The 18870-nt window shown below is 69.9% G+C and carries 16 protein-coding genes; 9 read left to right on the forward strand and 7 right to left on the reverse strand.

Annotated features, from left to right (window positions below):
* Window positions 1–32 precede the first annotated feature (32 nt).
* The 3 genes from E9536_RS07110 to E9536_RS07120 all read left to right on the forward strand — a co-directional run bounded on the left by E9536_RS07110 (window position 33) and on the right by E9536_RS07120 (window position 2781).
* Window positions 33–833, forward strand: coding sequence for an enoyl-CoA hydratase-related protein (locus E9536_RS07110; RefSeq protein WP_060195481.1), 801 nt, complete (start codon window positions 33–35; stop codon window positions 831–833).
* A 121-nt stretch (window positions 834–954) separates the two neighbouring features.
* Window positions 955–1626: a MarC family protein gene (locus E9536_RS07115; protein ID WP_021162011.1), complete on the forward strand. Its 672-nt coding sequence runs from the start codon at window positions 955–957 to the stop codon at window positions 1624–1626.
* A 174-nt stretch (window positions 1627–1800) separates the two neighbouring features.
* Window positions 1801–2781, forward strand: coding sequence for an aldo/keto reductase (locus E9536_RS07120; RefSeq protein WP_027791832.1), 981 nt, complete (start codon window positions 1801–1803; stop codon window positions 2779–2781).
* 20 nt (window positions 2782–2801) lie between these two features.
* On the opposite strand, the gene E9536_RS07125 is transcribed toward E9536_RS07120, so the two are convergent.
* The 5 genes from E9536_RS07125 to E9536_RS07150 form a co-directional block, all read right to left on the reverse strand.
* Window positions 2802–3668 carry a CPBP family intramembrane glutamic endopeptidase gene (locus tag E9536_RS07125; RefSeq protein ID WP_136469567.1) on the reverse strand — a complete coding sequence of 289 codons (867 nt, stop codon included), beginning with the start codon at window positions 3666–3668 and terminating at the stop codon, window positions 2802–2804.
* A gap of 74 nt (window positions 3669–3742) precedes the next feature.
* Window positions 3743–4399 carry a VC0807 family protein gene (locus tag E9536_RS07130; RefSeq protein WP_027791830.1) on the reverse strand — a complete coding sequence of 219 codons (657 nt, stop codon included), beginning with the start codon at window positions 4397–4399 and terminating at the stop codon, window positions 3743–3745.
* A 151-nt stretch (window positions 4400–4550) separates the two neighbouring features.
* Entirely contained in the window at window positions 4551–6488 is a 1938-nt protein-coding gene (locus E9536_RS07135) for a HAMP domain-containing sensor histidine kinase (RefSeq protein WP_136469568.1), read from the reverse strand.
* A gap of 439 nt (window positions 6489–6927) precedes the next feature.
* Window positions 6928–7992 (reverse strand): 2,3-butanediol dehydrogenase, encoded by a 1065-nt coding sequence (locus E9536_RS07140; RefSeq protein ID WP_042978224.1) that lies wholly within the window; start codon window positions 7990–7992, stop codon window positions 6928–6930.
* 339 nt (window positions 7993–8331) lie between these two features.
* Entirely contained in the window at window positions 8332–9072 is a 741-nt protein-coding gene (locus tag E9536_RS07150) for a GNAT family N-acetyltransferase (protein ID WP_136469569.1), read from the reverse strand.
* A 209-nt stretch (window positions 9073–9281) separates the two neighbouring features.
* Here E9536_RS07150 and E9536_RS07155 point away from each other — a divergent pair, with 209 nt between their 5' ends.
* Window positions 9282–10493, forward strand: a complete 1212-nt coding sequence (locus E9536_RS07155) for an MFS transporter (protein WP_027791826.1) — start codon at window positions 9282–9284, stop codon at window positions 10491–10493.
* Between the two features lie 38 nt (window positions 10494–10531).
* Window positions 10532–11011, forward strand: a complete 480-nt coding sequence (locus E9536_RS07160) for a DUF3331 domain-containing protein (RefSeq protein WP_136469570.1) — start codon at window positions 10532–10534, stop codon at window positions 11009–11011.
* Window positions 11012–11035: 24 nt separating this feature from the next.
* Here the strand turns inward: E9536_RS07160 and E9536_RS07165 are convergent, their stop codons facing one another.
* A complete protein-coding gene (locus E9536_RS07165) occupies window positions 11036–12238 on the reverse strand; it encodes a GNAT family N-acetyltransferase (RefSeq protein WP_136469571.1) in 1203 nt (400 codons plus the stop codon).
* Between the two features lie 195 nt (window positions 12239–12433).
* On the opposite strand from E9536_RS07165, the gene E9536_RS07170 reads away from it, so the two are divergent.
* The 4 genes from E9536_RS07170 to E9536_RS07185 all read left to right on the forward strand — a co-directional run bounded on the left by E9536_RS07170 (window position 12434) and on the right by E9536_RS07185 (window position 18049).
* Window positions 12434–13906, forward strand: a complete 1473-nt coding sequence (locus tag E9536_RS07170; RefSeq protein WP_060206707.1) for a PLP-dependent aminotransferase family protein — start codon at window positions 12434–12436, stop codon at window positions 13904–13906.
* Between the two features lie 408 nt (window positions 13907–14314).
* A complete protein-coding gene (locus E9536_RS07175) occupies window positions 14315–15895 on the forward strand; it encodes a trypsin-like peptidase domain-containing protein (protein ID WP_136469572.1) in 1581 nt (526 codons plus the stop codon).
* 238 nt (window positions 15896–16133) lie between these two features.
* The gene (locus E9536_RS07180; RefSeq protein WP_136469573.1) at window positions 16134–17345 is read left to right on the forward strand and encodes an MFS transporter; all 1212 of its coding nucleotides are present in this window, start codon (window positions 16134–16136) and stop codon (window positions 17343–17345) included.
* Between the two features lie 173 nt (window positions 17346–17518).
* Window positions 17519–18049, forward strand: coding sequence for a DUF4303 domain-containing protein (locus E9536_RS07185; RefSeq protein ID WP_136469574.1), 531 nt, complete (start codon window positions 17519–17521; stop codon window positions 18047–18049).
* 70 nt (window positions 18050–18119) lie between these two features.
* Here the strand turns inward: E9536_RS07185 and E9536_RS07190 are convergent, their stop codons facing one another.
* A complete protein-coding gene (locus E9536_RS07190; RefSeq protein WP_059683801.1) occupies window positions 18120–18818 on the reverse strand; it encodes a fumarylacetoacetate hydrolase family protein in 699 nt (232 codons plus the stop codon).
* Window positions 18819–18870: the final 52 nt, after the last annotated feature.

Below are 18870 nucleotides of genomic sequence, written 5' to 3' on the forward strand. Positions count from 1 at the left end.
TGTTTGCCGTTCTACCCGAGGAAACCTGTTCGATGGATGGATTGAAGACCCTGGCCGTCACGGTCGATGCGCGCGGCATCGCAACCGTCGCGTTGCAGCGCGGCGACGTGCTCAACGCGTTCGACGAGACGATGATCGCCGAACTGACCGACGCGTTCACCACGCTCGGCTCACGTGACGACGTGCGCGCGATCGTGCTGCGTTCGGACGGCCGCGCGTTCTGCGCCGGCGCCGACCTGCAGTGGATGCAGCGCGCGAGCGCGAACGACGCGGCCGCGAACCTGCGCGATGCGGAGCGGTTCGCCGCGATGATGCGCGCGATCCGGCAATGCCCGAAGCCGACGGTGGCGCGCGTGCAAGGTCACGCGTTCGGCGGCGGCGTCGGCCTGTGCGCGGCGTGCGACATCGTGATTGCGAGCGATCACGCACGCTTCTCGGTCAGCGAGGCACGCTTCGGGATCCTGCCGGCCGTGATCGGGCCGTATCTGGTCGAGGCGGTCGGCCAGCGCCAGGCGCGGCGGCTTGCGCTCACCGCGACGCAGCTCGCCGCCGGCGAGGCGGTCGCGATCGGCCTGATCCACCAGGCCGTGCCGCTCGAGTCGCTCGACGAAGCGCTCGACCGGACGCTCGCTGAACTCGGCCGGAACGGCCCGAACGCGCTGATGGAGATCAAGCGCTTCTTCGACACGATCGGCGAGTATCCGTCGTCCGACGAGCGCGCGGCGTTCACCGCGCAGACGATCTCCCGCGTGCGGGCGACGCCGGAAGCGAAGGAAGGCTTCGCCGCGTTCTTCGCGAAGCGGCCGCCGGCATGGGAGGCGGGCGCCGAATAAGCGCAAGCGGAGACGATCGGCGGCGCAACGGGCGAGCCCGCATTTTGCGCCGCGGGCGCTTGCTCTACAATGCGTGACCCCCGGCGCCCCGCCGGCCCAGCCCCGACCGATTCTTCATCCGATGATCGTCAACCGCCTTATCTCCGAGATCCTGTTCGGCTTCACCGGCCTGATCGGCATCATCAACCCGATCGGCATCGCGTTCCTGTTTCTCGAACGGACCGAGGCGCTCACCGAACACGAGCGGGACCTGCTCGCCCGGAAGGTCGCGTTCAACTCGTTCATCGTGCTGCTGGTCGCGTTTTTCGCCGGCACGCCGGTGCTGCATTTCTTCGGGATTTCCATGGAAGCGCTGCGGATCGGCGGCGGCTTCGCGGTTGCCGTGGCCGGCTGGCAGATGCTGAACGAACCCGACGGGCCGGGCGGCGGCGACACGCCGGTCAAGCCGATCGACGCGAACGCGATCATGACGCGCGCGTTCTTCCCGCTGACCGTGCCGCTGACGGTCGGCCCCGGCTCGATCGCGACCGCGATCGCGCTGAACGCGAACCGCACGCACAAGCTGTCGGAGTTCATGCTGTCGAGCATCGTGTCGATCGCCGTGTCCGTGCTGGTCGCGGTCGTGATCTGGCAGGTCTACAGCCGCTCCGCGCTGCTGTCGCGCTACCTCGGCAGCGAAGGCACCAAGGTCGCGAAGCGCGTGTCGGCGTTCCTGCTGCTGTGCATCGGCGTGCAGATCATGCTGACCGGCTTTTCCGCGTTCCTGCAGCCGATCGCCGACCAGGCCAAGTAAGCGGCCCGCGCAGCCGGCGCCCCGCGCGGCCTCGCGACCTCGCGCCGGCGAACGCCCCTTCGTCCGATGCGGCGACGCCGCACGTCTTTTTGCCGCCCGGGATACCATGCGACGGTCCGGCCGATGCGCGGCGCGCATCCGGCCGTCAGCTCAACTTCAATGGCGAGGCGTGCAATGGAATACGTGAAATTCGGATCGACAGGGCTGGAAGTGTCCAGCCTGGTGCTGGGTTGCATGACGTTCGGCGAACCGTCGCGCGGCTCGCACCCGTGGACGCTGCCGGAAGCGGAGAGCCGCCCGATCATCCAGCGGGCGGTCGAAGCCGGCATCAACTTCTTCGATACCGCGAACATCTATTCGGACGGCACGTCGGAGGAGATCGTCGGCCGCGCGCTGCGCGATTTCGCGAAACGCGACGAGATCGTGATCGCGACCAAGGTGTTCTACCGGATGCGGCCGGGGCCGAACGGCGCGGGGTTGTCGCGCAAGGCGATCATGACCGACATCGACCAGAGCCTGAAGCGGCTCGGCACCGATTACGTCGATCTCTACCAGATTCACCGCTGGGATTACGGTACGCCGATCGAGGAGACACTCGAGGCGCTGCACGACGTCGTGAAGGCCGGCAAGGCGCGTTATATCGGCGCGTCGTCGATGTCCGCGTGGCAGTTCGCGAAGGCGCTGCATACGTCGAAGCAGCACGGCTGGACCCGCTTCGTCAGCATGCAGAACCACCTGAACCTGCTGTATCGGGAAGAAGAGCGGGAAATGCTGCCGCTGTGCGCAGACGAGGGGATCGCGGTGATTCCATGGAGCCCGCTCGCGCGCGGCCGCCTGACGCGCAACTGGGACGAGTCGACCGAGCGGCAGCAGAGCGACGCGGTCGGCCAGCGGCTTTACGACGCGACGGCGGAGTCGGACAGGGCGGTCGTCGACGCCGTTGCGACGATCGCGGCCGCACGAAACGTGCCGCGTGCGCAGGTGGCGCTCGCGTGGGTCGCGCAGAAGGCCGGAGTCACCGCGCCGATCGTCGGTATTTCGAAGCCGCGGCAACTGGACGACGCACTGGCCGCGCTCGAACTGAAACTGACCGACGACGAGATCGCCACGCTCGAGCGCCCGTACGTGCCGCACGCGGTCGCCGGGTTCGATTGAGCGGCGCCGCCGCGCGGCCGTCAGCGCGCGGCGGCGAGCATCGGGTAGGTGAACAGTCCGAAATGGACGACGTTGAGCCCCGCATGCGCGAGCGCGGACGCGAGCAGTCCGCCGCGCCGCCATGCGAGGCCGTAGCCGACGCCGGCCACCGTGCCGAGCACGATCCATGACCAGCCGCCGGCCGCATGCGCGGCGCCGAACAGCACCGCGCCGATCGCCAGCGCGGCCCATGGCCCCCACGCGAACGCACCGAACGCGCGCGTCAGCCCGCCCTGCACGTAGCCGCGGAACAGCGCCTCCTCGGCGAGCGTCACGAGCAGCAGGTTATTGACGAGCCACAGCCAGCCCGACGCCGGCCACTTGGGCGCCCAGCCGACCATGCCGAACGCGAGCGCGCCGGCCAGGCACGCGGCCGCCGTGGCGACGGCCGCCACCGCGCCGGTGCGCAGCGCGCGCGACAGCGGGACGTCCGGGGCGACCCAAGGCAGCACCCACACCAGCCACAGGCCGACGAGCGGCTTGTCCAGGTTCAGGTACATCGTGAACGGGACGGCATCCGGCGTGAAGCGCGTCGGGGCGATCACGAGGGGATTGTGGAAGCCGGGAAGCAGGTGCAGGCTGAGCGCGACCGCGAGTGCGGCGAAGACGGCGTGCGCGGCGATGCGCACCGCGTGCGGGCGCCCGGGTATCACGCCCCAGGCGGCCGCGGCCAGCAACGCGAGCGGCGCCAGCGCGAGCGGCGCGAGCTTGCCGAACGCCAGCGCGCACGCACAACCGAGCGCGGCAAGGCCGACGCTCAGCCCGTGCTGCGGGCGATGCCATGCAAACGCGGCGGCCGCGAACAGGGCGAGCCAGATCGTGGCGGATGGAAGGAGCGAGAGGGACATGACAGGAGCGGCATTCGTCGGACGAGACGCCGCGCATCATACAGCAGCCTTCCGGTCATGCCGGCCGGGAGCCGTCAGCGGCCGGCGGTTTCGGTGACGCCGTCGCGGCCCGGGATGTGGACGCTGTTGCGCACGCGCATCCGCCGCCGGTACCAGAACGTCCACGTCAGCAGACAGCCGAACACGGTATAGCCGATGATCGGCGACACGACCAGCACGCGTTCGACCGGCCAGGTCACGACCATCCAGCAGCGCAGCAGCATTTCCAGTGTCATGAACCCGCCCCAGACGAAGGTCATGCGCCGGAGCATCTGCCGCAGCCCCGGCTGCGCGTTCCAGACCGCTTCGAAATGCGCGGCACCGCCATCCATCTCGCGGGCGATGGTGGCGCGCGCGAGATAGAAGATCAGCGGGCGTTCGCGGAACAGCGACAGCAGGAACACGACGCCGATCGTGCCCGACGCGAGCGATTCGCGCATCAGCAGCGTGCGTGCGCTGCCGCCGAACGCCATCCCGATGATCGACAGCGCGATGCCGAGCAGCACGATGGCCGCCACCGCATCGACGCGGCGCGAGCGAATGAATTCGACGATCGACCAGATGACCGGCGGGACCGCCGACGCGTACAGCGCGCCGGTTTCGCCGAAATACGGCTGCGCGGCCCGGTAGGCAACCCAGGGCAGCACCAGGTTGACGAAGAGTTCGAGAATCAGTCCGGCTCGCGGTTTCACGGTGAGCAATTCCACGCAGGTTGGGGCGAACGCGCAATGGGTGTGGTGGCCACCGGTTGCCCCGAAAAGGGTTCGGTCCAGTATATCGAAGAATCGCGCGGGGCTGCGGCACGGCTTCGGCCGCTTTCCGCCGGCACCGGCGGCACCGTCGTCATGGCGCCGCCGCGGCCGGCAGCGTGATCGTGATGGTGGTGCCCTGCAGCACGACGCTGTGCACGTGGATGTGGCCTCCGTGCCGTTCGACGACGGCCTTGACGAATGCCATGCCGAGCCCGACGCCGCTGGTTTCCGGCTGGCCGGCGGTGCGGAAGCGCCGGTAGCGCTCGAACAGCCGCGTCTGGTCCGCGCTGCTGATTCCGCACCCGCTGTCGCGGATCGTGCAGCGCACGGTCTTGCCGTCGGCGCCCGGCTCGACCTTGCATTCGATGCTCGTCAGCGGCGGGCTGTACTTGATGGCGTTGTCCAGCAGGTTGATCAGCGCGCGCGACAGCAGCGCCGGGTCGCCCGGCACGATCGTGTCGTCGCGCCGCGGCACGTCGTCGATCGACATGGATTTCCGGTGCGCGAGCGGCCACACCGCATCGCGTGCCTCGTTCATCAGGTCGGCGAGGTTGACCGGCACGCGTTCGTATTCGCTCGCCTCCGCACGCGACAGCTGCGCGAAACCGTCGGCCATCGCCAGCGTGTGCCGCGCCAGCCTGGCGATTCTCGCGAACTGCTGCTTCATCTGCGCGTCGCCCGCCCGCTGCGCCTGCGTGTCGATCAGGATGATCAGCGATGTCAGCGGGGCGCGCATGTCGTGCGAAAACAGCGTCAGCATGTCGTTGCGCTGGCGCTCGAGCATGTCGCGGCGGACGGTCGCGTTGCGCAACGTTTCCAGCGAGTCGTGGATCCGCGCGATCTCGGGCCCGACGCCGCGCGGCATCGCGACGTGCGACGTATCGCCTTCGCTGAGCGCGACGATCCGGCGGCCGAGCACATCGAGCGGCTTCGACAGCAGCCGCTGCATGCCGCGCGCGAGCGAGGCCAGGATCGCGATGCACAGCGTCGTGGCGAACGCCGACACCCCGACCCTGATCCGGGCGGCGTTCCGGTCGCCGATCGCGCGATGCCGGGCAAGGTCGATCACGCGGTCGCGCAGCAGCTCGCTCGGCCGGAAATGCGGCACGATCGCGCGGGAAAAATCGGCGGCGCTCATGGCATACGCGCCGTCCCGGCCGCCGGCGACGGTCGCGTCGACGAGCGGCAGGATGTGCGCGTCGAAGGCCGCGTTGAGCTGCGCATATTCGCGTGCGACGTCGGGGTCGTCGAGCTGCGTGCCGATCGCGCCGTCGATCAGCGCGCGCAATTGCTCGATGCGGCCGCGCATCCGCATGATGTCCGCGAGCTGCGCGCGATCGAGCGCCTGCCGCGCGAACATCGGCGCGATCAGCAGCGAACCCGTGCGCCCCGCGTATTCCCGAAGATCGCCGAGGAGCCGCGCGAGCAGGATCGCACCGGACGTGCGCGGGTCGCGCATCGCCGTGTCGCTCATCGCGCCGTCGATCAGCAGCGACAGCGTGTCGACGATCCGGAACAGGCGCGCCTGCGCGTGCTGGATATCGTGAACGCTGCGTGACGCGAGCGGCCGCGCGTCGAGCGCATCGACTTCGGCACGCGCATCGGCAAGCGTCATCCGGACGGAGTCGAGTGCATGCAGCAGGTTGCCGCGCTCGCGGTCGTCGAGCACGGCTGCCTGCGCGATGCCGGCGCGAAAACGGTCGAGCGCGTTGTCGGAACGCGCGCGCGCGGCGAGCAGGTTGCGGATCTCGGCGGCGCCGTCGTCCTGCAGGCGCACCAGCAGGTCGTTCGTCGGGCCGCGTTCGGCCGAGATCACGTTGGCGGCGCTCATCGCGCCGCGGACGAATTCGAAGCTCTGCAGGTCGGCGTTTTCCTGCCGGTATTGCCGGAAACTCCCCCAGATGATGGTGCCGCAGAGCAAGGCCAGCAGCGTGGTGACGAGCGCGAAGCCGATATGCGTCTTCTGCAGGATCGTCAGCGATCGAATGTTGTATGCGTGGTCCCGGCTAAACGAGAATGAACGATTCATGACACACCATGTTTGCAAGCTGTCCCGGGTGGGCCCGTATTCTCGGCCTGTCGGCGCCGTGACGCCGTAAGGTTTTGTGGGGGGGCGGCCACCTTCACGGGGCGGCCGCGATCCCGGCCGGGAGGCCGGATCTCGCGTTGCACAGGATCGCCTTGCGTCAGTGCCCTGTCGACATCGGGCGAATCGCGCTTGATCCGGAGAAACCCTGATCGCGTATCGAACCCGTGGCGCGCTACGGCAGATGGTTTGGATTACGAATATTATTGATCCGCGCGTCTGTCGTGAAGTGCGGCATCAAGTCCGCTTCGGACGACGGCGGCAAAGAGGGGGCTGGACGGGAATGGCAGGCAGGTGCGCCGCCCGTGTACGGGCGACGCTTCAGGACGATGCTGCAGCAGGCGTGCCGCGGCGCGAATCGGTGCCGCGGCCGCGCGAGCGGTCAGGCGACGGCGGGCCGAACGATGATCTTCACATTACGGTCCTTGTGATTGACCAGTTCCTCGAAGCCGTGCGAGACGATGTCGCCGAGCGCGATGCGCCCGGTGATGAGCGGCTGCACGTCGATGCGGCCGTCCGCGATGAAGCGGATCACGTCCGCGAACTCGCCGTTGTACGCGAGCGAGCCGATCACTTCCTTTTCGGTCGACACGATGTCGAAGAAGTTGAACGGTGCCGGCTCCTCGAAGATGCCGACCATCACCGACTTGCCGGCCTTGCGGATCACGTCGATCGCGAGCTTCGCCGTGGCCGTGTGCCCGATGCACTCGAACGACACGTCGGCGCCGTAGCCGTCGGTCAGCGCCTTGACTTCGGCGATCGCGTCGGACGTCTTCGGATCGATGACGACGCTCGCGCCGACCTCAAGCGCCTTCTGCTTGCGCGCGGCCGACATCTCCAGCGCGATCACGCGCCCGGCGCCCGCGGCCTTCGCGCACATGATCGTGCACAGGCCGATCGTGCCCGCGCCGACCACGACGACGGTCTGCCCGACGATGTTGCCGGCCTTCTTGACCGCATGCAGCCCGACCGCGAGCGGCTCGATCAGCGCGCCGGCCTCGGTCGGGAAACCGTCGGGCAGCTTGTACAGCAACTCGGCCGGCACGTTCACGTATTCGGCGAACGCACCGTTGTTCATCAGCCCGGTGAACGCGAGGTTCTCGCAGATGTTGTACAGCCCGTGCCGGCAATACCAGCAGGTGCCGCAATGCTGGCATGCGTCGGCCGTCACGCGGTCGCCGACCGCGAAGCCGGTCACGCCCGCGCCGAGCTCGGCGATCTCGCCGCTGAACTCGTGGCCGAGGATGCACTGGCCCTTCAGGCCCGTCAGCGGATGCGGCGCGTCGACCGGGATGAAGACGGGGCCCGCGACGTATTCGTGCAGGTCGGAGCCGCAGATCCCGCACCAGTGCACGCGAATCGTGACCCAGCCGGCCGGCGGGCGCGCCGGAACGGGAACCTGTTCGACGCGGATGTCGTGGCGGCCGTGCCAGACGGCGGCCTTCATGCTGGGGGCGGTGGTCGATGCCGGTGTACTCACGTTGCTGTCTCCGTCAGGTTGTCGTCGGGCACGCGGCATGGTTGGCCGGTGCGCCCGTTGCGCGATTGCGCGATCGACCGGTATGCAGGAACGGGGCCAGCTCGAGCGGGTACGCCGGATGGCGATTCAACGGAACGTGCGTGATGCGATGCACCATTCGCTTGTTCCGTTGACAGGAAATGATTCGACGGGGGAGGCGCGCGAAATTTGCTGCAACTGCTGAACGGCACGCCGGTGAGACGCTGGGACGTTTGTCTCAGTGCAATGAGACGAATCGCGAGACGCGCGGCGCCGTTCGACGCGCGGTCAGGCGACGATTTCGTCGACGGCGACCGGTGCGAGCCGCGTGAATCCGGCGGCGCGGTACAGCGGCAGGCCGGCCTCGGTCGACACGAGCCACACGCGCTGCGCGCCGCGTTGCCGTGCGTGCGCGACGATCGCGGCGAGCGACTGCATCGCGAGCCCCCGGCGGCGGTACGCATCTGCCGTCGCGACGCGGTCGACGACGATGTCGTGCGCCGACGCAAATCCGTAGCGTGCGGTGGCGGCGATCTGCCCGTCCAGGCGATGCGCGAACAGGAACGCGGCCGGATTCGGCTGGAATGGCGGGAACGGGGCGTCCGCATTGAACGCTTCGATGTCGCGCGGCGTGTGGCATCCGAGCGCCTGCGCGAGTGCATCGTCGCCGGACAGCGTGTCGATATCGGCGGCCATGAAATGCTCGTCCGACAACCGGCGTGTCCTGCCTTCCAGTGCGGGCGGCAGCGGCGCGGCGCCGTAGCGCGTGATCCACGCGCCGACGGTGAACGGGCCGTCGCCGTACGCGGGCGCGCCCTCGATCACGAAGTGCTCGAAAGGCCGCCCCATGCCGGCGTCGAACCGCACGACCTGGCCGTCCGGGCCGTCTTGCAGCGGCGCATCGCGCCGGTCGCGTGCGGCGCAGTAGCCGGCGACGAAGATGCGCACGGCGGCCTTGCGGCGGGGGAAGGTCGACCAGGCTGCGTCGAGCGGAAGCGGGGCGTCGGGAGCGGGATAGGCGGTCGGCATGCGGGCGCAACGTGGTCGGGGCGAAGCCGACAGCTTAAATCAGGCGGCCGCTCGCCGCCGCGCGGGCCCATTGCCGCGATCGGCGAAACGGATCGTTGCGCGCGATACCCCTTTACTTGAAGTTAACTTCAATTTGTATCATGTGCGCCAGTCCGATCGCGGACGCGTGACGCACCCCGTTGCACGCGGCCGCTCCAACGGAGGTGGAGATGACCGAATCGCCTGTCGCGGCCGATGCCGCGACGCTGCCGTCGCGCAGCTACCGGGCCGCCGTCGCGAACGTCGTGCTGGCGAGCATCGTGTCCGCGCTGCACGTCGGCAAGGCGACGATCGCGTTGCCGTCGCTGCAGCACGAGTTCGGCGGCTCGCTCGCTTCGCTGAGCGGGATCATGTCGGTGTTTCCGTTCGTCGGCGTGTTCGGCGGCATCGCGGCCGGCCTGCTGGTACGGCGCTGGGGCGACCGGCGGATGCTGATCGCGGGCCTGGTGATCCTCGGCCTGTCGAGTGTCGCCGGCGCGTCGGCCGGCAGTTTCGCGCTGCTGCTCGCCACGCGCTTCGCCGAGGGGCTCGGTTTCGTGATCGTGGTGGTCGCCGCGCCGGCCGTGCTGAATCGCGTGACGCCGCCCGAGCGGCGCAATCTCGCGTTCGGGCTGTGGAGCACGTTCATGCCGGCCGGCATGGCGTTGTCGATGCTGGTCGGGCCGCTGCTCGGCGGCTGGCGCAACGGCTGGCTCGCGGCTTCGGCGCTGACGCTCGCCGCGGCCGCCGCGGTGCCCGTCACGACGTCCGCCGGTGCGCCGGCTCGGCAGGCCGCGGCGCCGCGCATCGGGCCCGCGCTGCGCGACGTGCTCGCGTCGCGGTCGACCACGCTGCTCGCGCTGGGCTTCGCCACCTACAACGTGCAGTTCTTCGCGGCGATGACGTTCCTGCCGGTTTTCCTGATGCAGCGCCTCGGCGTCGCGGTCGGCGCGGCGGGGCTGATCAGCGCGGCGATCGTCGCCGCGTGCGTGATCGGCAACCTGACGGCCGGCTGGTTGCTGTCGCGCGGCGCACGGCCGGGGATCGTCATGGCTGCGACGTCGGTCGCGATCGGCGCGGCGGGCGCGGGGCTCTTCAGCGCGGCCACACCGGCACCGCTCGCGGTCGCGCTGGGTTTCGCGTTCTCGGCGATCGCGGGGATGCTGCCGGCGACGATCCTCGCGTGCGCGCCGGGCTCCGCGCCGACGCCGTCGCTGGCGCCGCTGAGCATCGGCTGGGTCGTGCAGGGCAACTATCTCGGACAGGTGATCGGGCCGCTGGCGATCGGCTCGATCGTCGGTGCATTCGGCTGGTCGGGCGGCATCGGACTGATGCTCGCGGCCGCCGTCACCGGCGCGGCGATCGGCCTGTCGCTGCTGCGCGAACCGATGGGCCGGCGCTGAGCGCGGCGCCGTTCAACCTGCACGGAAATCCGTCAAGCATGCTCAACACCATGGAAAGCCTGATTTGCGAAGAAGACGTGCCGTGCGATGCGCCGGCACGGGTCGAACACGATGCGATGCCGCCGCGCGGCGGCGCCGCGCATCCGCTCGCGACGCTCGGCGGAGCGCCTGCTCCCGAGCATGCCGCTGCGGCCGTCTCGCCGTTGCGTCCGCAACTGTTCGTCACGGTGCTGGAGGCCGGCGACGACGCGCTGCTGGTTCGCTGGGTCGAGAGCGGCCGTTGCCATTACGGCGAACAGCGCTGGCGCTTGCGCGTCGCGTTGCAGCCGGGCCGTTGCGCGATCTCGGGGCAGCCGATCGAGCCGGGCGAGCCGGTGTTCCGGCCGGTGCGGCGGCCCGTGCCGGCCAATGGCGACGAGATGATCCGCCCGGCGTCGGTGCCCGGTGCAACCGGCGCGGCGTGTGGCGTCACGGTGGACGGTGACGACGCATACGCCCCGGCCGACGTTCGCGGCTGAACGCCGGCCGGCCGCGGCATCACGTCATTTCTTTACGTCGTGCCGGTACTGGATGAACCCGGCGTTGTTCGCGAGCTTGTCGTACAGCGCGCGCGCGGTCGTGTTGGTTTCGTGCGTGAGCCAGTACACGCGGCTCGCGCCGGCTTCGCGGGCATGGTCGTACACGGCCTCGATCAGCGCACCGCCTGCGCCTTGCCCGCGTGCGTCGGGCGCGGTGTACAGGTCCTGCAGATAGCAGTACGGCCCTTCGGTCCAGCACGAGCGGTGGTAGATCGAATGCACGATCCCGACCAGCGCCCCCGATGCGTCGAATGCGCCGAGCACGAACATCGGCTCGGCAGGATCCATCAGGCGGGCCCACGTCGTCGCGAACACCGCGTCGCTCAGCGCGGTGTCGTAAAACTTCTGATAACCCTGCCACAGCGGGCGCCACGCGGCTTCGTCGGCGGCGACGAGCGGGCGCACCGTGACGCGCGTCGCGTCGTGCGCGCGGCCGGCCGCATCGCGCGCGCTCGCCTGCGCGTGGCGGATCGCGGTGAGCGACTGGCGCTGCTTGCCCTGCGCATCGAAGTTTTCCGGTGCGAGCCACGCGTCGAACGCGGCGCGGACATCCGGCCATTCGCCGTCGATGATCGAGAACCACGCGGTGTCGCGATTGCGGCCGCGGTAGATGATCGCCTGCCGGAACGTGCCTTCGTAGCGGAAGCCGAGCCGTGCGGCGGCCTTGCGCGACGGCACGTTCAGGTCGTCGCATTTCCATTCGTAGCGCCGGTAGCCGAGCGTGTCGAACGCGTACTTCATCAGCAGGAACTGCGCTTCGGTCGAGACGGGCGTGCGCTTGAGCAGCGGCGAGAACGTGACGGAGCCGACCTCGATCACGCCGTTGGCCGGATCGATGCGCATCAGCGCGAGCGTGCCGACCGCGCGGCCCGTGGCAAGGTCGATCACCGTGTAGTGCAGCGGATCCGCGCTCGCCTGCGCGCCGCGCGCGTAGTCGCGGTAGCTCGACTCTTCGGTGTACGGGCCGTGTGCGAGATAGGTCCAGTCGCTGCCGTCCGGCGCCTGGGCGTAGGCGGCGTACAGGTCGGCCGCGTGGCGCTCGGCGTCGAGCGGTTCGAGCCGGCAGTAGCGGCCTTCGAGCACGATGCGCTCCGGGCGCGGGCGCGCGGACCAGTCGGGAACGGGGTGGCCGATGGATTGCTGGAAAGCGTTGGTGAGCGTGGACAAGGTCGATCTCGCTTCGGTTGGCGGCCGGCGACATGCCGGCATGCAGACGATCGTAGTCGTGGCGAGGTACCATGAGAAGCGCCAGGGATCGGCAAATTTATGGTGCCACGAGCCGTGCGCCGCTGGCCGTGCGCAACCGGCCGTGCGCAACTAGCCGTCCGCCACGTTCCGACATTTTCACGCTGCGATATTCCGATGACGACAATCCTGCCTTCCGGCGACGCGCCGTTGCTGCCGCTCGACGCGCCGCTGGCGCGCACGCCGGGCGCGCCCTCGCTGCAGCGTCAGTTGCTGCGCCGCGTGCGCGACGCGATTCTCGGCGGCGCGATGCCGGCCGGCACCCGGCTGCCCGGCACGCGTGCGCTGGCCGAGATGCTCGGCGTGTCGCGCAATACGACGGCCGCCGTCTACGAGCAGCTCGTCGCCGAAGGCTTCCTGCAGTCCGACCGCCGCGGCACGCGTGTCGTCGGGTTGTCGCGGCCGGCGCCGCCGCGCCGGCGTGCCGCGCCGCCGGCCGTCGCGCAGCGGCTCGGCCGCATTCGCCCGAGCCGCATCGGCACCGGCGAAACGGAGGGTTTCCGGCCGGGCGTGCCCGCGCTGACGCACTTCCCGGTGGACGCGTGGCGCCACGCGATCGACCGAGCGCTGCGCCGCAGCGGCCGCGACCTGCTCGGCTACGGCGATCCGCTCGGCGAGCGCGCGCTGCGCGAATCGATCGCGCGCCACCTGGCCGTGACGCGCGGCGTGCGCTGTGATCCCGAGCAGATCGTGATCACGGAGGGCGCGCAGGGGGCGATCTCGTTGTGTGCGCAGCTGCTGACGAACCCGGGCGACACGGTGTGGGTCGAGGAGCCCGGCTATCGCGGCGCGCGCACCGCGATGCAGGCGGCCGACCTCGACGTCGTGCCGATGCCGGTCGACGCGGAAGGGATGCGCGCCGAAGCGGACGACTGGCGCGAGCGGACGCCGCGCCTCGTCTATACGACGCCGTCGAACCAGTTCCCGACCGGCGCCGTGCTGTCGATCTCGCGCCGGCTCGCGCTGATCGATGCCGCGCGCCGGCATCGCGCGTGGATCATCGAGGACGACTACGACAGCGAATTCCGTCACACCGGCGAGCCGATCGGCGCGATGCACGGGCTCGCGCCCGATTCGCCCGTCGTCTATCTCGGCTCGTTCAGCAAGACGATGTTTCCGGCGCTGCGCATCGGTTTTCTCGTGCTGCCCGACGCGCTGCTGGCCGCGGTGCGGCCGGTGCTGCCGGAGATGCTGCGCGGCGGCACGCGCCACGTGCAGCTCGCGCTGGCGGATTTCATCGAGACGGGCGAGTACGGCCGGCATCTCGGCCGCATGCGCCGGCTGTACCGCGACCGGCGGCGGTTGCTGCTCGCCGCGCTCGACGGCAGCCTGAGCGTGCCGCACCAGATCGAGGGCGGCCCGTGCGGGCTGCATCTCGCGCTGCGGATGCCTGCGCGCTACCGCGATCGCGCGATCGTCGACGCGGCGCGCGCCCACGGCATCGGGCCGTTCCCGCTGTCGGGCTTTTCGATCGATGCGGCATCGGCAGGCAACGGGCTGGTGCTCGGTTTCGGCAATACGTCGGCCGACGCGTTCGAGCCGATGTTGCGGATGCTGTCGGCGATCGCGGAGCGGGTGGGCGGGGCGTGACGTGCGTACGCGTTGCCTGAGCCGGCGGCGCGGCGACCAGGTGCAGGAAGCCGCCGACCTTTGACTCGATACCGCTTCTCGGCGGTCGGCAGCAGCAAGTTCACCGCTGTCAGCGGGCCGTTTTTCGTCCATCGACCGGATGCAGCCGCCGGGTTCGGCTCCGCATACCGGCACAAACCGCCCACCGCCGCACACGACAATCGGACTTGTGCGGATTGACGAACCGCGCACTTTGTTCGAAACGAACGCCGTCGCGGCTCCGCGCCCGCCGTGCCGCCCGGCATACGGGTTTCGATTCGTATGTTCGAACAGGCCGCGTGGACTATAAATGGATGCGTGTACCGGTGCTTGTCAGGCGCCTGCGCGTCTCGCGCATGTCGGCGCCGCGACTCCCGGGGGAGGTGCACCGTGGTTCGCCAGACGCTTGCTCGCGCCGTGCTTCGCACCGCGTTGATCGGGGGCGTGTTTGCCGGCTGTTTGCTGCCTTCGCCGGCCGCCGTTTCCGGAACCCTCTCGCCATCCGCCACGCCACCCGCGACGAAGCAAAGGCCGGGTGCGATGCCTTATGCGATGCCGGTCGATTTTCCGGCGATCGTCGACCGCTACGGCCCGGCGGTCGTGACCGTCACGACCGCCGCACCCGACCAGCAGGCCGGTGTCCAGTCGTTCACGATCCTCGATCCCGACGATCCGCTCGCCGCATTCTTCCGGCGCGGCGCGCCGCCTCCCGCGCAGGGCCCGCAGACGCCGGCACCCGACACGGCGCCGCGTGCGGTATCGGGCACCGGCTCGGGTTTCATCGTCAGCGCCGACGGCCTGATCCTCACCTCCGCGCACGTGGTCGACGATGCGACCGACGTGACCGTGCGGCTCACGGACCGCCGCGAATTCAAGGCGACCGTGCTGGCCGTCGATCCGCAAAGCGACGTCGCCGTGCTGCGCGTTACCGCGACGAAACTGCCGTTCGTGCGCATCGGCGATTCGGCGAAGGTACGCGCGGGCGAACCGGTGATGACGATCGGCGCGCCGGACGGATCGGGCAATACGGTCACGGCCGGCATCGTCAGCGCGACGTCGCACCGGCTGCCGGACGGCAGCACGTTTCCGTTCTTCGAAACCGACATCGCCCCGAACCCCGACAACTCGGGCGGCCCCGTATTCAATCGCGCGGGCGACGTGATCGGCATTGCGGTGCAGGTGTATACGGGCACCGACCGCTACGCGAGCATGACGTTCGCGATTCCGATCGCGTTTGCCGCAAAGGTGCGTGCACAACTGCAGAAGCAGATGCAGGCGCAGCAGTCCCAGGAGCCGGGCGATCCATCGTCCGGCAACGCGCTTGGCGTCGACGTGCAGGATGTCGGCATCGGGCTGGCCGCCGCGTTCGGGCTGCCGCGTCCGGCGGGCGCGCTCGTCAACGGCGTCGCGCCCGGCTCGCCGGCCGCCGCGGCCGGCGTGAGGCCCGGCGACGTGATCGTCAAGCTGGGCGACAAGACGATCGGCCGTTCGGCCGAGCTGAACGACCTGGCGGCCGCGCTGCCGCCAGGCCAGAAGACGCCGCTGCGCGTGATCCGCAATCGTGCGCCGGTGAGGCTGACGATCACGGGCGCCGACGAGGCCGCCGGCAACGCGGGCACGACCGTCGGCATGGCCGCGCCGAAGGCGGCCGCACGACCGGGGCCGGGAGCGGGAGCGAGTGCGGGCGCGGGCGCGGGCGACGGCGGCGACCGCCTCGGGCTGACGATGCACGCGCTGAGCGACGACGAGCGCCGCTCGACCGGGCTCGCGGTCGGGATGATGGTGGACGCGGTGCACGGCCCGGCGGCGAACGCGGGCATCCGGCCGGGCGACGTCGTGCTGGAGCTCAACGACACGCTGCTCGAGACGCCGGACGACGTGCAGTCGCTCGAAGCGAACGGCGGCAGCGTGATCGCGGTGCTGATCCAGCGGAACAACGCGCGGAGGTTCGTGTCGGTGCGTGCGCGTTAGGGCGTTGACGCGGTCGGTATCGTCCGCCTACCATCGTCCGGTATCGTCCGACATCGCACCAAGCCAGCCAGGCAACCAGGAGCCATCCGGCATGAAAGCAGCAACCTTCATCGTAGTCGTACACAGGCGCAGGGTCCGGTAGCGGCACCGCGCCGGCATCCCTGCGCCCCCGACTCGTTCGGGGGCTTTTTTTTTGCATTGCGCACGGCCGTGCGGCACGTGCGCGGAGGACATCCGCTTGCAACCGAACCTGCCGATCGCTTCCGAACGGGCGTCGCCGAGGCACGCGACGCTGATCCTGCTGTGCGCGTGCTCGGTGCTGCCGCTGAGCCTGTTCCTGCCGTCGCTGCCGGCAATCGCACGCGACCTGCGCGCCGACTATGCGCTCGTCGCGCTTTCACTCGGCGGCTACGCGGCGGTGGCCGCGTCGCTGGAGTTCGTGATGGGGCCGCTGTCGGACCGGTTCGGGCGGCGGCCGGTCGTGCTGGCGAGCGTCGGCATCTTCGCGCTCGGCTCGCTCGGCTGTGCGATGGCGACCGATATCCGGGTGTTTCTGGCATGCCGGCTGATGCAGGCGGCGATCACGTCGGTTTATCCGGTGTCGATGGCGACGATCCGGGATACCGGCGGCGGTGCGCGCGCGGCGAGCCGGATCGGCTATGCGGCGATGGCGGCCGCGTTCGCGCCGATGCTCGGCCCGACGCTCGGCGGCGCGCTCGACCAGACGGCGGGCTGGCGCGCGAGCTTCTGGCTGCTCGGCGCGGCGGGCGTCGCGCTGTTCGTCTGGTGCGGGTTCAATTTCGTCGAAACCCATGCGAACCGGTCGTCGAGCCTCGGGCAGCAGCTTCGCGCGTATCCGGCGCTGCTGCGCGCGCGCCGTTTCTGGGCCTACGCGCTGTGCATGGCGTTTTCGACCGGCTCGTTCTACGCGTTCCTGGCCGGCGCGCCGCTGGCCGCGCAAACGGTGTTCGGCATCGCGCCCGCGGAGATCGGCTTCTACATGGGAACCATCACGGCCGGCTTCGTGTGCGGCAGCTTCCTGGCCGCGCGTTACGCGCGCCGCTTCGCGCTGGCCACGACGATCCTGTGCGGTCGGATCGTTGCATGCGCGGGACCGTTGATCGGCCTCGCGTCGATGTTCGGCGGCGCGACGCATGCGATCGCGTGGTTCGGGCCGTGCGTGCTGGTCGGCATCGGCAACGGACTGACGAATCCCGGTGCCCATGCCGGCGCGGTGTCGGTGCGTCCGGCGCTGGCCGGGAGCGCGTCGGGGCTGGCCGGTGCGATGACGATCGCCGGCGGCGCCGCGCTTTCATCGCTGACGGGGGCGGTACTGACGCCCGGCAACGCGGGTTATGCGCCGCTGGCGATGATGCTGCTGTCGGCCGCGATCGCGCTGGCGGCGGCCGTCTGCGTGCGGGTGTTCGACGCGCGGGACGCCGGGCGGTGAACGCGAATACGCAGCATCGCCGCGCCGGATCGGGCATCGGTGCGGGCATGGGTGCGGGCACCGCTACCGTGCCGCTGGCGATTGGCGGACAATCGATCGCATATCGGGAGACGACGAACCCGCCGCGCGCCAAGCATGCTCCGGCGCGCGAAGGGCGGTTGGACGAGGGAGCGATGAGCGACTTTTCTGATTTCCAGCGAGACATTGCCGACGCCGCGAGAGCGACATTCAGGGCGCTGCACCCGGACGAGCATTTCTACGCGTTCGCGCTGTACACCGACAGCGGCGCGATGACGGTGGTGCCGGCCGCCAATTCGGTCGAGGGGCTGCGCCGGGTCCGCGAGCAGCAGGCCGTCGCGGATGACGACCCGTGGTATGCGTGGGGCTTTTCGGAATGGGCGTATGCGGCGGCGGAAGCGTCGCCGTTCAATGCGATCTGCGGCAAGCTCGCCGACGACGTGCTGAGCCCGCAGTTTGTCCGGTCGAGATTCCCGGAATTTTCGCGGCAACTGCACGCCGACATGATCGGTGCGTTGCGCCTGCTCGACCGCGAGGGCCTGTTCGGCACCGGCGACGAACGGGCGGCGATCACGCTGTTCGTGTCGATCAGCGACGACGACGCGGCCGAAGCGCTGGAAAACGAATCGGCGAAAGCGCTGAACCCGCCGGCCGTCGTCGACGCATTCCTGCGCCGCTACGACTGACCGAAATCGGGATATCGCACGGCGGCCCCGCGCGGGCGGCCGCCGTGCTTGCTGCGTCACGGCTTATGGCTTACGGCTTCGCGCCCACGACGAACTCGAACGTCGCGACGCCGTCGACGCCGCCCGTCACGCGGTCGCCCGGTTGCAGCGCGCCGACGCCGGCCGGCGTGCCCGTGAAGATCAAATCGCCGGCCTTCAATTCGACCGAGCGCGACACGTACGCGATGACATCGGGCACGGCCCAGATCATGTCGGCCAGGTCGCCTTGCTGGCGCGTGTCGCCGTTGACCGCGAGCCAGATGCGGCCCTTGGCCGGATGACCGGTGGCCGACGCCGCCCGCAGCGCGGTCACGGGGCCCGACGCGTCGAAGCCTTTCGCCCAGTCCCACGGACGGCTCAGTTTCTTCGCTTCGGCCTGCAGGTCGCGGCGCGTGAGGTCGACGCCGACGCCGTAGCCCCATACGTGCGACAGCGCGTCGGCCGGGTCGATCGACCGCCCGTCCTTGCCGATCGCGACGACCAGCTCGATTTCGTGATGGAGGTCGTTCGTCAGCGGCGGATAGGGGACGGTGCCGCTGGCCGGGACGATCGCGTCGGCAGGCTTCGTGAAGAAGAACGGCGGTTCGCGGTCGGGATCGGCGCCCATTTCGCGCGCGTGGTCGGCGTAGTTGCGGCCGACGCAGAAGACGCGGCGCACCGGAAAGCGCGCGGACGACTGGTCGACTTCGACGGAAGGACGCTCGGCAGCGTCGATGACATAGGCGGACATCGGATGGCCTCGTTCGGTGGGAAGACGGATGCCGCGCCCGTGCGGCGCACGG

The organism is Burkholderia sp. LS-044, from assembly GCF_004803625.1.
In the GTDB taxonomy this organism is placed as follows: Bacteria; Pseudomonadota; Gammaproteobacteria; order Burkholderiales; family Burkholderiaceae; genus Burkholderia; species Burkholderia cepacia.

What these genes read in the sequence shown, in the direction of transcription:
- E9536_RS07110 (WP_060195481.1), top strand. Translation starts at nt 33, where the DNA reads ATGGATGGATTGAAGACCCTGGCCGTCACGGTCGATGCGCGCGGCATC.
- E9536_RS07115 (WP_021162011.1), top strand. Translation starts at nt 955, where the DNA reads ATGATCGTCAACCGCCTTATCTCCGAGATCCTGTTCGGCTTCACCGGC.
- E9536_RS07120 (WP_027791832.1), top strand. Translation starts at nt 1,801, where the DNA reads ATGGAATACGTGAAATTCGGATCGACAGGGCTGGAAGTGTCCAGCCTG.
- E9536_RS07125 (WP_136469567.1), bottom strand. Translation starts at nt 3,668, where the DNA reads ATGTCCCTCTCGCTCCTTCCATCCGCCACGATCTGGCTCGCCCTGTTC.
- E9536_RS07135 (WP_136469568.1), bottom strand. Translation starts at nt 6,488, where the DNA reads ATGAATCGTTCATTCTCGTTTAGCCGGGACCACGCATACAACATTCGA.
- E9536_RS07140 (WP_042978224.1), bottom strand. Translation starts at nt 7,992, where the DNA reads ATGAAGGCCGCCGTCTGGCACGGCCGCCACGACATCCGCGTCGAACAG.
- E9536_RS07150 (WP_136469569.1), bottom strand. Translation starts at nt 9,072, where the DNA reads ATGCCGACCGCCTATCCCGCTCCCGACGCCCCGCTTCCGCTCGACGCA.
- E9536_RS07155 (WP_027791826.1), top strand. Translation starts at nt 9,282, where the DNA reads ATGACCGAATCGCCTGTCGCGGCCGATGCCGCGACGCTGCCGTCGCGC.
- E9536_RS07160 (WP_136469570.1), top strand. Translation starts at nt 10,532, where the DNA reads ATGCTCAACACCATGGAAAGCCTGATTTGCGAAGAAGACGTGCCGTGC.
- E9536_RS07170 (WP_060206707.1), top strand. Translation starts at nt 12,434, where the DNA reads ATGACGACAATCCTGCCTTCCGGCGACGCGCCGTTGCTGCCGCTCGAC.
- E9536_RS07185 (WP_136469574.1), top strand. Translation starts at nt 17,519, where the DNA reads ATGAGCGACTTTTCTGATTTCCAGCGAGACATTGCCGACGCCGCGAGA.
- E9536_RS07190 (WP_059683801.1), bottom strand. Translation starts at nt 18,818, where the DNA reads ATGTCCGCCTATGTCATCGACGCTGCCGAGCGTCCTTCCGTCGAAGTC.